The 12,703-nt window shown below is 70.3% G+C and carries 11 protein-coding genes; 10 read left to right on the top strand and 1 reads right to left on the bottom strand.

Annotation, left to right across the window (positions count from 1 at the left end):
• Nucleotides 1–6: 6 nt before the first annotated feature.
• Nucleotides 7–1,473 carry a pyridoxal-dependent decarboxylase gene (locus K8556_RS16020; RefSeq protein ID WP_223740944.1) on the bottom strand — a complete coding sequence of 489 codons (1,467 nt, stop codon included), beginning with the start codon at nucleotides 1,471–1,473 and terminating at the stop codon, nucleotides 7–9.
• A gap of 160 nt (nucleotides 1,474–1,633) precedes the next feature.
• On the opposite strand from K8556_RS16020, the gene K8556_RS16025 reads away from it, so the two are divergent.
• The 10 genes from K8556_RS16025 (at nucleotide 1,634) to K8556_RS16070 (ending at nucleotide 12,698) form a co-directional block, all read left to right on the top strand.
• The gene (locus K8556_RS16025; RefSeq protein ID WP_223740945.1) at nucleotides 1,634–1,945 is read left to right on the top strand and encodes a hypothetical protein; all 312 of its coding nucleotides are present in this window, start codon (nucleotides 1,634–1,636) and stop codon (nucleotides 1,943–1,945) included.
• A 64-nt stretch (nucleotides 1,946–2,009) separates the two neighbouring features.
• Entirely contained in the window at nucleotides 2,010–2,837 is an 828-nt protein-coding gene (locus K8556_RS16030; protein ID WP_223740946.1) for a 2,3,4,5-tetrahydropyridine-2,6-dicarboxylate N-succinyltransferase, read from the top strand.
• 82 nt (nucleotides 2,838–2,919) lie between these two features.
• Nucleotides 2,920–3,552, top strand: coding sequence for a cupin domain-containing protein (locus K8556_RS16035; protein ID WP_223740947.1), 633 nt, complete (start codon nucleotides 2,920–2,922; stop codon nucleotides 3,550–3,552).
• A 45-nt stretch (nucleotides 3,553–3,597) separates the two neighbouring features.
• On the top strand, nucleotides 3,598–4,686 hold the full coding sequence (gene dapE, locus K8556_RS16040; RefSeq protein ID WP_223740948.1) for a succinyl-diaminopimelate desuccinylase: 1,089 nt from the start codon (nucleotides 3,598–3,600) through the stop codon (nucleotides 4,684–4,686).
• 157 nt (nucleotides 4,687–4,843) lie between these two features.
• Complete coding sequence (locus tag K8556_RS16045; protein ID WP_223740949.1) at nucleotides 4,844–5,239, top strand: cell envelope biogenesis protein TolA; 396 nt, start codon at nucleotides 4,844–4,846, stop codon at nucleotides 5,237–5,239.
• Between the two features lie 223 nt (nucleotides 5,240–5,462).
• Nucleotides 5,463–7,721 carry a family 2 encapsulin nanocompartment cargo protein terpene cyclase gene (locus K8556_RS16050; RefSeq protein ID WP_223740950.1) on the top strand — a complete coding sequence of 753 codons (2,259 nt, stop codon included), beginning with the start codon at nucleotides 5,463–5,465 and terminating at the stop codon, nucleotides 7,719–7,721.
• A 54-nt stretch (nucleotides 7,722–7,775) separates the two neighbouring features.
• The gene (locus K8556_RS16055; RefSeq protein ID WP_223740951.1) at nucleotides 7,776–9,173 is read left to right on the top strand and encodes a family 2B encapsulin nanocompartment shell protein; all 1,398 of its coding nucleotides are present in this window, start codon (nucleotides 7,776–7,778) and stop codon (nucleotides 9,171–9,173) included.
• A gap of 28 nt (nucleotides 9,174–9,201) precedes the next feature.
• Nucleotides 9,202–10,602, top strand: coding sequence for a family 2B encapsulin nanocompartment shell protein (locus tag K8556_RS16060; RefSeq protein WP_223740952.1), 1,401 nt, complete (start codon nucleotides 9,202–9,204; stop codon nucleotides 10,600–10,602).
• 147 nt (nucleotides 10,603–10,749) lie between these two features.
• Nucleotides 10,750–11,268, top strand: a complete 519-nt coding sequence (nrfH, locus tag K8556_RS16065) for a cytochrome c nitrite reductase small subunit (protein WP_223740953.1) — start codon at nucleotides 10,750–10,752, stop codon at nucleotides 11,266–11,268.
• Nucleotides 11,265–12,698, top strand: a complete 1,434-nt coding sequence (locus K8556_RS16070) for an ammonia-forming cytochrome c nitrite reductase subunit c552 (RefSeq protein WP_223740954.1) — start codon at nucleotides 11,265–11,267, stop codon at nucleotides 12,696–12,698. Before nrfH ends, K8556_RS16070 begins: the two co-directional genes overlap by 4 nt.
• Nucleotides 12,699–12,703: the final 5 nt, after the last annotated feature.

Genomic DNA, 12,703 nt, shown 5'->3' on the forward strand with positions numbered 1-12,703 from the left:
CAAAATTCAGGGCCGGGCCGCGCCCCGGAGCGCGTCCAGCAGCGACGCCAGGTCCGCGTCCCCGGTGAGCGGGTGGATGAGCGTGGTGCGCAGGTACGTGCCCCGGGGCAGCCGCGTCTGCACCAGGTAGAAATCTCCACGGGACACCAGCGCTTCACGCAGGCGGACCTGGAGCGCGTCCCAGCCCTCCGGCGGCACGTGCGCGGGGGTGTGGCGGAAGCAGACGATGTTGCAGTCGGGCTCCAGGGCCAGCTCGAAGTCCGGGGCGGCGGTGAGCATCCGGGCGAAGCGCCGGGCCTGGTCGTAGGAGGCGGTGATGGCCTCCTCGAAGACGCGCGTGCCCAGCACGGACAGGCACGCGTAGACCTTGAGGGGCATCATCTCCTTGGTGCACTCCAGCGTGCGCAGGGCCACGTCGCTGTAGGGGCGCGCGTCCTCGCCGTCGCCGTGGAAGAGGTAGTGGGCCTCCTGGGAGAAGGCGTCGAAGGAGCGCGCCCCGTCGCGGAAGAGCACCGCCGTCACCAGCGCGGGCATGAGCAGCCCCTTGTGCGCGTCCCACACCACGGAGTCCGCCCGCTCGATGCCCTTCACCCGCGCGCGGTACTTCGGGCTGAGGGACGCCGAGGCCCCGTGCGCGCCGTCCACGTGGAACCACAGGCCGTGCGCCTGCGCGAAGTCCGCCACGGGCTCCAGCGGGTCGAACGCGCCGGTGGCGGTGGAGCCCGCGCTGGCCACCACGGCGATGGCCTTCCTCCCCGCGCGGGTGGCCCGCGCGAGCGCGTCCTCCAGGGCGTCCGGCCGCACGCGGAAGTGCTCGTCCACGTCCACCGGGGTGAGGCCGCCCTCGCCCCAGCCCATGATGCGGACCGCGCGGGCCAGGCAGTAGTGGGCGGAGCGGGGGACCAGCGCCGTCAGGGGCGGGCCCGCGTGCGCGCCGCCGTTCCACGCGTCGTAGCCGGCCTTGGCCTGACGGGCGGCGAGCAGGGCGGTGAGGTTGCCCGCGCTGCCGCCGGAGGTGAGCACGCCCCGGGCCGTGGAGGGCAGGCCCAGCTTCGCCGCCATCCACGCGAGCACGTGGTGCTCCATCGCGGTGGCGACAGGGCCCATCTCGTACACGGCCATGCCGTTGTTGAGCAGCGACGACACGGCGTCGCACAGCGCGGCCAGCGGCACGGGCGCCGTCACCTGGTGGCCCACGTAGCGCGGGTGGTGCAGGTGGTGTGAGTCCTTCAGCACGCGCGCCATCAGCGCCGCGAAGGCCTGGGAGACCTCCGGCGCCGGCTCCTCCGGGAAGGCCGTGGCGAAGCGCTCCTGGTTCACCGCGGGCGGGGCCCAGGGCAGCACCGGCATTGCGCCCCCGGCGAGCGCGGCCTTCAGGTAGTCCGCGAGCTGATCCATCAGGGCGTGGGCGGTGGCCCGGAAGGCCTCCGGTTCATAGGCGGCGCGCAGCGGCGGGAAGACGGGGGGCGTCATGGCGGGGGGCACGCTAACGGGAGCGCCCGTCCAGGGCCCGGGAATCCCGTCGCCGTCCCTCCCCCTGGGGCCGGGCGGGCAGGGGCCCGGCGGCGGGGCGGGCGGCTCCCGGCGCCTCCGGGCCGTCCCCAGCTTTCCCGCGCACAGGAGGAGACGACCGATGGCTTTCGACGACACGCCGTCCGAACGGCGCTCCATCATCAGCGGCATGCGCGTCCGCTCGGCGGATGGGACGCTCCTGGGGTACGTGGCCCTCATCGGCCAGGAACACCTCTACGTCCGGCGCTCGCCCTTCGTGCGCCACCGGGACTGGAAGGAGGCCCCCCTGTCCGCCGTGGGCCGGGTGCTCCAGGGCGCCGTCATCCTGAAGGAGGGCACGGGCCCGTTGGCGCACGCGGATGCCATGTTTCACGGAGAAATCCCGACACAGACCCTGCCCCTGGTGCTGGGGCTCGAGCCGTCGCACGCGTGAGTCCGTCCGGCGGTGCACACTGAGGAGCGGCGCGGTCCCTTGAAGTGTGATTCAACCCGGTGTCATGGCGACTTCCCTCGAAGAGCTCTCCCAGCGGGTGTCCGCGGCGTTCGCGGACCGGGCGAAACTGAAGGACGCGGACACGGTGGCGGCGGTGCGCGAGACGCTCGCGCGGCTGGACACCGGGGAGCTGCGCGTCGCGGAGAAGGGCCCGGACGGCTGGCGGGTGAATGCCTGGGTGAAGGAGGCCATCCTCCTGTTCTTCGCCGTGTCGGAGATGCAGGTGATGGAGGTGGGCCCCTTCGAGTTCCACGACAAGGTGCCCCTGAAGAAGGACCTGCGGGCGGCGGGCGTGCGCGTGGTGCCGCCGGGCACCGTGCGCTACGGCGCGTTCGTGGAGCGGGGCGCGGTGGTGATGCCCGGGTACGTGAACATCGGCGCGCGGGTGGGCGCGGGCACCATGGTGGACACCTGGGCTACGGTGGGCTCGTGCGCGCAGGTGGGCCGCGACGTCCACCTGTCCGGCGGCGTGGGCCTGGGCGGCGTGCTGGAGCCGCCCACCGCGTCGCCGGTCATCATCGAGGACGGCGCCTTCCTGGGCAGCCGCTCCATCGTGGTGGAGGGCGTGGTGGTGGAGGAGGAGGCGGTGCTCGGCGCCAACGTGGTGCTGACCGCGTCCACGCAGATCATCGACGTCACCGGGCCGCAGGAGGTCATCCACAAGGGCCGCGTGCCGGCGCGCAGCGTGGTGATTCCGGGCATGCGGGAGAAGCAGTTCCCCGCCGGGAAGTACATGGTCCCGTGCGCGCTCATCATCGGGCAGCGCAAGGCGTCCACCGACCAGAAGACCAGCCTCAACGCCGCCCTGCGGGACTTCGCCGTCGCGGTGTGAGCCCGCGACAAATCCGGCGCGGTCGGGGGCGCGTATAGGTGTTGTACGCGACTTGTCACGGCCGCGTCGTTTTCAGGAGAGCATGGACCACCTCGACGACATCCTCCCCGAGTGGCTGCTCGGGACCCTGGAGCCTGCCCGGCGTGACGCCGCGGCCCGGCACCTGGAGGGCTGTGCGCGCTGCCGGGCGGAGCTGGCCCGGCTGGCGCCCGCCGTGGATGCGCTGGGGGCGCTCGTGGAGCCGGTGGCGCCCCCCGCCGGAGCGCTCCAGCGGCTGATGGGCCAGATGGAGGGCCCCGGCCGCTTCGCCCGTTGGGCCGGGAAGGTCGCCGCGTTCCTGGACCTGACGGAGGCGCGGGCCCGCGAGCTGCTGGAGTCCATGGCGGAGCCGTCGCAGTGGATGCCCGGCCCGGTGGAGGGCGTGGAGCTGATGCCCGTGGAGACGGGCCCGGCGCGCGAGGGGATGATGGCCGCCGTCGTGCGGCTTCAGCCCGGCGCCCGCTACCCGCGCCACGCGCACCTGGGCCGCGAGTGGAACCTGGTGCTGGAGGGCGGCTTCCGCGAGGACAACGGCCACGAGGTGTGGCCCGGGGACGAGCTGGAGAAGGTAGACGGCTCGCTGCACGACTTCACCGCGCTCCAGGGCCCCGCGTGCATCTGCGTCACGGTGTTGGATGGCGCGACGTCCTTCGAGGAGCAGGTGGACGGCGCCTGACGGGACGATGTCCCGGGCCCGGGCGGGGAGTATGGTGCTTCACGCATGGCCTCCATCGACCTCGCCACCCGACTCGCCCAGACGACGCTCGAGCTGTGTCGCATTGAAAGCCCCATTGGCCACGAGGGCCCCATCGCGGACCACGTGGAGGGCTGGGCGCTGAAGCACTTCCGCCGCGAGGAGGTCTTCCGCGTCGGGCACACGCTGCTGCTGGGCTCGCTGGAGGACCCCCGGCCCACGGTGGCGCTCATCGGCCACCTGGACACGGTGCCCATGCACCCCGGGGATGTGGGCCGCGCGCCGCGCATCGAAGGGGAGCGCGTGCACGGGCTGGGCGCGTCCGACATGAAGGGCGGCGTCGCGGTGATGATGGCGCTGGCGGAGGACCTGAAGCGCGCCGAGTTGCCCGTCAACGTGGCCTTCCTGCTGTACGAGCGCGAGGAGGGCGCCTACGCGGAGAGCGGCCTCATCCCGCTGTACGCGAAGCGGCCGGACCTGTCCCAGGTGAAGTTCGGCATCGCCATGGAGCCCACGGACGGCGTGGTGCAGGTGGGCTGCGTCGGCAGCATGCAGGTGACCGTCCGCTTCACGGGGCGCAGCGCGCACTCCGCGCGGCCGTGGCAGGGGGAGAACGCCATCCACAAGGCGGGGCCGCTGCTCACGGAGCTGCTGGGCCGCGAGCGCGTGGAGGTGAACGTCGCGGGCTTCCCCTTCTACGAAGTCATCAGCGCCACGCTGGCCAAGGGCGGCCGGGCGCGCAACGTGGTGCCGGAGGCGTTCGAGCTGAACCTCAACTACCGCTTCGCGCCGGGCAAGAGCGTGGCTCGGGCGAAGGAGGACGTGCTGGCGCTGGTGGCGGGCCGCGCGGAGGTGGAGTTCACGGACGCGTCCCCCAGCGGGCCGGTGGCCGCGGGCAACCCGCTGTTCCAGCGGCTGATGTCCCTCACGGGGCTGCCCGCCGCGTCCAAGCAGGCGTGGACGGACGTGGCGCGCTTCGGCGAGTGGGGCGTGGACGCGGTGAACTTCGGGCCCGGTGAGACGGCGCAGGCGCACCAGCTCCACGAGAGCGCGCCCATCCCTCCGCTGGCCGTGGCGTACGAGAAGCTGGCCGCGTTCCTGAAGGGCGCGGCCTGAGCGGCGCGCGCGTGCGCTCCGGGGCCGGATTTTCGGCCTCGCGCGGCCTGAGCGGCGCGCGCATTCGTCAGGTGGCGTGCATCCGCGCGGCGGGGCATGCGTGCACTTGCGGCGGTTGCGCTTACCCTTGCGGGGTTGTCATCCCTGGAGGTTGTTGATGCACGCCGAGTCGAACATGCAGGGCCCGAACGAGACCCCGTCGTCCAACACGATGCTCCCGGCCGGTGAGGCCACGCCCGCCGCGCCGTCGCGCCGCCGCTCCCCGGGCGCGCGCAAGGGCGCTCGCAAGGCGTCGTCCCGCCGCACGGGGGCCGCGAAGAAGGCGACCTCCAAGCGCACCACCGCGAAGAAGGCCGCGGGCAAGCGCACCGCGAAGAAGGCCACGGCGAAGCGCGGCGCCGCGAAGAAGGCCACCGCGAAGCGCGGCGCCCGCAAGGCCCCGGCCCGCCGCGCCGCCGCCGGCCGCACCGCGCGCAAGACGTCCGGCCGTGGCGCGTCCACGCGCAAGGCGTCCGCCCGCAAGAGCTCCGCGCGCCGCTCCACGCGCCGCTAGAGGTTCACGCAAGGCGGCACGCGGGGAGGCGGAGGTCCCTTCGAAAGGACGCGCTCCCCCGCGGGCGGCTCTCTCCTTCTCATCCTCTGGTCCGAGTGGGTCATCCCCCATCCCCGCGAAGCCTTATTCGCGGGATTAATCATTTTTTCCTGCTCAAACTGCTATCCGTGGTGTTGACCATTGGACGACAGTACAAGCCCTCGGGGATCAACGAGGGGCGAGCATGTCCAAGGGGAAGCAGAAGCAACCGTTCCAGTTGCCGGAGTTCTACGTGCCATGGCCGGCGCGCCTGAACCCGAACCTGGAGGCGGCCCGCGCGCACACCAAGGCGTGGTCGTACCAGATGGGCATCCTGGGCCCGCCGCGGGATGGCACGGACCGCGAGGTCTGGTCCGAGCGCCGCTTCGACGGCATGGACTACGCGCTGCTCTGTGCGTACACGCACCCGGAGGCGCCGGGCCCGGAGTTGGACCTCATCACGGACTGGTACGTCTGGGTCTTCTACTTCGACGACCACTTCCTGGAGGTCTTCAAGTACTCGCGCGACGTGAAGGGCGGTCAGGCCTACCTGGACCGGCTGCCGCTGTTCATGCCGCTGGACATGTCCCCGCCGCCGGAGCCCACCAACCCGGTGGAGCGCGCCCTCTGGGATTTGTGGCAGCGCACCGTGCCCTCCATGTCCATGGACTGGCGCCGCCGCTTCTTCGAGAACACCAAGCACCTGCTCGATGAGTCGATGTGGGAGATCGAGAACATCAGCGAGGCGCGCGTCTCCAACCCCATCGAGTACATCGAGATGCGCCGCAAGGTGGGCGGCGCGCCCTGGTCGTCCGACCTGGTGGAGCACGCCGTCGCCGCGGAGATTCCGGACCGCGTCGTGCGGAGCCGCCCGATGCGCGTCTTCAAGGACACGTTCTCGGACGCGGTGCACCTGCGCAACGACCTGTTCTCCTACGAGCGCGAATTGGAGGAGGGCGAGCTCTCCAACGGCGTGCTGGTGGTGGAGGAGTTCCTCGACTGCGACACCCAGCGCGCGGCGGACCTGGTCAACGACCTGCTGACGTCGCGGCTCCAGCAGTTCGAGACCACCTTCGCCACGGAGCTGCCGTGGCTGTTCGCGGAGTACGCGCTCAACCCGGTGGAGCAGGCGCAGGTGCTCACGTACCTGCGCGGCCTGCAGGACTGGCAGTCCGGCGGCCACGAGTGGCACATGCGCTCCAACCGCTACATGAACCAGCACTCGGAGGAGCGGCCGGCGCTGTCCATCCCGGTGCCCTCCGGCCTGGGCACCTCCGCGCTGCGGCTCCCGCTGACGCCCGGCGGGCTGGGGCTGGGGCCTCGCGCCCGCTCGCTGAGCCACGTGCCCCGCCAGCACGTGGGCCCCACGAAGCTGCCGAAGTTCTACATGCCGTACACCACGTACCAGAGCCCGCACCTGGACCGCGCGCGCAAGAACTCCAAGGCGTGGGCGCGGCGGGTGGGCATGCTGGAGGTGGTGCCCGGGGTGGGGTTCTACGTCTGGGACGACCACAAGTTCGACGCGGCGGACGTGGCCCTCTGCGGCGCGTACATCCACCCGGACGCGACCCCGGAGCAACTGGACCTGACGGCGTGCTGGCTCGTCTGGGGCACCTACGCGGACGACTACTTCCCCATGCTCTACGCGAACACGCGGGACATGGCGGGCGCGAAGCTGTTCACCGCGCGGCTGGGCCAGTTCATGCCGGATGACGTGGAGGCCGCCAACGCCGCGGTGCCCACCAACCCGGTGGAGCTGGGCCTGGTGGATTTGTGGAAGCGCACCGCGGGCCCGCTGTCTCCGCGCGGCCGCAAGCTGTTCCGCAAGGCCATCCAGGACATGACGGACAGTTGGGTGTGGGAGCTGAACAACCAGTTGCTCAACCGCGTGCCGGACCCCGTGGACTACGTGGAGATGCGCCGCAAGACGTTCGGCTCGGACCTCACCATGAGCCTGTCGCGCCTCTCCAAGGGCGACGCGGTGCCGGAGGACGTCTTCAACACCCGTACGCTGCGCGGGCTGGAGAACTCCGCCGCGGACTACGCCTGCTTCGTCAACGACCTCTTCTCCTACCAGAAGGAGATTCAGTTCGAGGGCGAGCTGAACAACTGCGTGCTCGTGGTCCAGAAGTTCCTGGGCGTGGACAAGGACGAGGCCGTGCTCACGGTCAACGAACTGATGACCGCGCGCATGAAGCAGTTCGAGCACCTGGTGGCCAAGGAGCTGCCGGTGGTCATCCGCACCTTCGACCTGGACGAGCAGGCGCGGGAGAAGCTGAACAAGTACGTGGAGCAGCTCCAGCAGTGGATGGCGGGCATCCCCCGGTGGCACGCGGAGGTGGCCCGCTACACGGAAGAGGAGCTCCTCCACGACGCGGCGCCGAAGCTCCAGGCTGGGAACGTCTCCGCCCTGGGCACCTCCGCCATGCGCATCGCCGAGCTGTTCCGCGCCGGCAGGTCCTGAGTCCCCACGCAGTCCCGAAGCCTTTCGAATCCCCAACCTGGAGAAGGTGGCCCCATGTCCAACGACCTGAAGAAGTTCGACGACAACAACCAGAGCCTTGGCACGCAGGCGGCGCGTCAACTGGCGACGACGACCAAGTCCGAGCCGCAGATGCAGGGCATCTCCTCGCGGTGGCTGCTCAAGCTGCTGCCGTGGGTGCAGGTGTCCGGCGGAACGTACCGCGTCAACCGCCGCATGACCTACGCCGTGGGTGACGGCCGCGTCACCTTCACCAGCACCGGCGCCAAGGTGCAGGTGATTCCCCAGGAGCTGGGCGAGCTGCCCCTGCTGCGCGGCTACGAGGACGTGGAGGCGCTGACGGCGCTGGCCAACCGCTTCGTGCAGAAGGAGTACAAGGCCGGTGAGGTCATCACCGAGGCCGGCAAGGAGGCGGACTCCATCGTCCTCATCGCCCACGGCAAGGTGAACCGCATCGGCACCGGCAAGTACGGCGAGCCGCTGGTGCTGGAGACGCTGGCGGACGGCGACCACTACAGCTACCAGGCGCTGCTGGAGTCGCAGGACTACTGGCAGTTCACGGCCAAGGCCGTGACGCCGGTCATCGCGCTCATCCTCCAGCAGTCCGCCTTCGAGGCGGTGGTGGCGCAGGTCCCGTCGCTGCAGAAGCACATCGAGGGCTTCAAGGCCCGCTCCAAGAAGAAGCAGGACACGTCCGGCCAGAAGGCCATCGAGCTGGCCGCCGGCCACCACGGCGAGCCGGTGCTCCCCGGCACCTTCGTGGACTACGAGACGCACCCGCGCGAGTACGAGCTGGCCGTGGCGCAGACCGTGCTGCAGATCCACACGCGCGTCGCGGACCTCTTCAACGACCCCATGAACCAGACGCAGCAGCAGTTGCGGCTGACCGTGGAGGCGCTGAAGGAGCGCAAGGAGCACGAGCTCATCAACAACCGCGAGTTCGGCCTGCTGCACAACGCGGACCTGAAGCAGCGCATCCACACCCGCTCCGGCGCGCCCACGCCGGACGACATGGACGAGCTGCTGGCCACGGTGTGGAAGGAGCCGTCGTTCTTCCTGGCCCACCCGCGCGCCATCGCCGCGTTCGGGCAGGAGTGCAACAAGCGGGGCATCTACCCCACCAGCGTGGAGATGAACGGGAACCACGTGCCCGCGTGGCGCGGCGTCCCCATCGTGTCCTGCAACAAGATCCCCGTCTCCGAGTCGCGCACCACGTCCATCATGCTGATGCGCGCGGGTGAGAAGAACCAGGGCGTCGTGGGGCTGCACCAGGCGGGCATCCCGGACGAGATTGAACCCAGCCTCAACGTGCGGTTCATGGGCATCAACGAGAAGGCCATCATGAACTACCTGGTGACGGCGTACTTCTCCGCGGCGGTGCTGACGCCGGACGCGCTGGGCATCCTGGAGAGCGTGGAGCTGGGCCGCTCGTAGTCCCCCCGCGCGACCCGGAGATTCTTCCATGGCGAACTCACAGAAGGACGTAGCGGCGCACGAGGGCACCAGCCTCAGCACGGCGGGTGCGCGCCAGCTCGCGACGACGACCAAGACGCAGCCGGTGATGCAGGGCATCTCGCCCCGCTACCTGCTGGGCATCCTGCCCTGGGTGCAGGTGTCCGGCGGCACGTACCGCGTGAACCGGCGGCTGACGTACACCGTGGGCGACGACCGGCTGAACTTCAGCAACATCGGCGTCAAGGTGGAGGTCATCCCCCAGGAGCTGCTCAAGCTGCCGCTGATGCGGGGCTTCCAGGACGTGGATGACCTGCTCATCCGCACCCTGGCCGGCCGCTTCACCCAGCAGCAGTACAAGGCCGGGGACACCATCGTGGAGGCGGGGAAGTCCGCCGAGCACGTGTTCCTGCTGGCGCACGGCAAGGCGCAGAAGCTGACGGCCGGCAAGTACGGCGACCCCGTCGTGCTGGACACGCTGGCGGACGGCGACCACTTCGGCGACCAGGCGGTGGTGGAGTCGAACGACGTGTGGCCCTTCACCGTCAAGGCCGTCACGGCCTGCACGGTGATGGCGCTGCCCCAGGACGTGTTCGAGTCCCTCATCACCCAGTCCCCGGCGCTGAAGGCCCACGTGGAGCGCTACCGGGCGAACCTCAAGAAGCCCCAGGACAAGGCGGGGCAGGCCGCCATCGCGCTGGCCGCGGGCCATCACGGCGAGCCCGTGTTGCCCGGCACCTTCGTGGACTACGAGCTGAAGCCGCGCGAGTACGAGCTGAGCGTGGCGCAGACCATCCTGCGCGTGCACACCCGCGTGTCGGACGTCTTCAACGACCCCATGAACCAGACCGCGGAGCAACTGCGGCTGACCATCGAGGCGCTGAAGGAGCGCAAGGAGTGGGAGCTCATCAACAACCCGGAGTTCGGCCTGCTGCACAACGCCGACCTCAAGCAGCGCATCAACACCCGCTCCGGTCCGCCGACGCCGGACGACATGGATGAGCTGGTGTCGCGCCGCCGCAAGACGCGCTACTTCCTGGCCCACCCGCGCGCCATCGCCGCGTTCGGCCGGGAGTGCAACAAGCGCGGCCTGTACCCGACGGTGGTGGACGTGGGCGGGGCGAAGTTCCAGGCGTGGCGCGGGGTGCCCATCCTCCCGTGCGACAAGCTGCCCATCAGCCGGGAGAACACCACCTCCATCCTCGCCATGCGCACCGGTCAGGACGACCAGGGCGTGGTGGGCCTGCACAACGCGGGCATCCCCGACGAGGTGGAGCCCAGCCTCACCGTGAAGCGGATGTCCGTGAACGACCAGGCCATCACGAACTACCTGGTGAGCACCTATTACTCCGCCGCCGTGCTCGTCCCGGACGCGCTGGGCGTGCTGGAGAACGTGGCGCTCGGCGGCTGAGGCGTTCCCCGCCGTGAAGCATGGACGGGCCCGGTGCCTTCAGCGCGCCGGGCCCGTTTGTCTTTGGGGGCACCGTGCGCTGTCGCGCGGTGGAGGTCCTGGAACATTCTCCCTCCAAGGGGCGCGGCGCCGGGTAGGGTGACCCACGTGCCCTTCGCCTCCCGCACCGTGCTGGCCGTGATCCTCGGGACCGCCATCGGAGTGATGGTCGGCCTTGGCGGCTTCACCTTCGCGTACGCGAAGGGCGCGTCCTACCTGCGGGACGACCCGGCCGCCTGCGCCAACTGCCACATCATGAATGAGCAGTACGACGGCTGGCGCAAGAGCAGCCACCACGCGGTGGCCACCTGCAATGACTGCCACACGCCCGCGGGCTTCGTCCCCAAGTACTACACGAAGGCGAGCAACGGCTTCTGGCACTCCTTCTACTTCACCACCGGCACCTTCCCGGACCCCATCCGCCTGCGCCCGGGCAACCGCGAGGTGACGGAGGGCGCGTGCCGCAAGTGCCACGCCTCCATCGTGGAGGCCATCGAGACGCCGCCCACGGGCCACGCGCGGGTGGACCCCGGCGAGCAGCTCCAGTGCCTCACCTGCCACAACTCCGTGGGCCACCCCGAAGGGTCGGGGAACCCCGAGCTCATCCGTAAGGAGATTGCACGATGACCGAGCCCGAGAAGGCTCCGGAGAAGCGCCGGCGCTTCAGCGGCATCCGGCTCGTGGTGGCCGTCGCGGTCGCGGCGGCGCTGGCCTCGGCGGGCGTCACCGCCCTCCTGGTCAACATCATGGAGCGCAAGCAGGAGGCGAAGAGCCCCTTCTACCGGGTGGTGGAGCTCGACGACACCATCACGGACCCCGCCGTGTGGGGGAAGAACTTCCCGCTGCAGTACGACGGCTACCGGCGCACGGTGGACCAGAAGCGCACCCGCTACGGTGGGAGCGAGGCGGTGGCGCGCACGCCCACCCAGGCGGATCCCCGCTCGGTGGTGGCGCAGAGCCGGCTGGAGGAGGACCCCCGCCTGGTCACGATGTGGAGCGGCTACGCCTTCGCCACGGACTTCCGCGAGGAGCGCGGCCACGCGTACATGCTGGATGACCAGACCTTCACCCAGCGGCAGCAGGTGACGCAGCAGCCGGGCACCTGCATCCACTGCCACGGCAGCGTGTACGTGCCCTACAAGAAGCTGGGCGACGGGGACCTCATCAAGGGCTTCGAGAAGATGAACCCAATGCCCTTCGCGGAAGCGCGCAAGCTCGTGGAGCACCCGGTGGCCTGCATCGACTGCCACGAGCCCTCCACGATGCAACTGCGCGTCACGCGCCCCGGCTTCATCGAAGGCATCGCCGCGCTCAAGGCCAGCCAGGGCGTGGCGGACTTCCAGGTGAACCGGGACGCGACCCGCCAGGAGATGCGCACGTACGTGTGCGGCCAGTGCCACGTCGAGTACTACTTCAAGGGCAAGGAGAAGCGCCTCACGTACCCCTGGGCCAAGGGCATCAACATCGATCAGATCATGGCCTACTACGACGAGGACGGGCACGCCGACTGGATCCACGCGCTCACCGGCGCGAAGGTCCTCAAGGCGCAGCACCCCGAGTTCGAGCTGTACAACCAGGGCATCCACGCGAAGAGCGGCGTGGCGTGCGCGGACTGCCACATGCCCTACCAGCGCGAGGGGGCGATGAAGATCAGCGACCACCACGTGCGCAGCCCGCTGCTCAACATCAACCGCGCCTGCCAGACGTGCCACAAGTGGAGCGAGGCGGAGCTGCTCGAGCGGGCGGAGACCCTCCAGACGCGCACCTTCCAGACGCGCAACATCGCCATGGACGCGCTGGTGGACCTCATCCACGACCTGGAGCGCGCGCAGAAGGCGGGGGCGCCCGAGGAGTCCCTGGCCAGGGCGCGCGACCTGCAGAAGCGCGCCCAGTTCTACCTGGACTTCGTGGAGGCGGAGAACTCCATGGGCTTCCACGCGGACCAGGAGGCTGTGCGCATCCTGAGCAACTCCATCAACTTCTCACGCCTGGGCCAGAACGCGCTGCGGCCCGCCGGAGCGCCCGCCACTGGAAGCGCGGGCGCCCAGCCGCGGTAGCGGGC

It is taken from the genome of Corallococcus sp. AS-1-12, assembly GCF_020036995.1.
GTDB lineage: Bacteria > Myxococcota > Myxococcia > Myxococcales > Myxococcaceae > Corallococcus.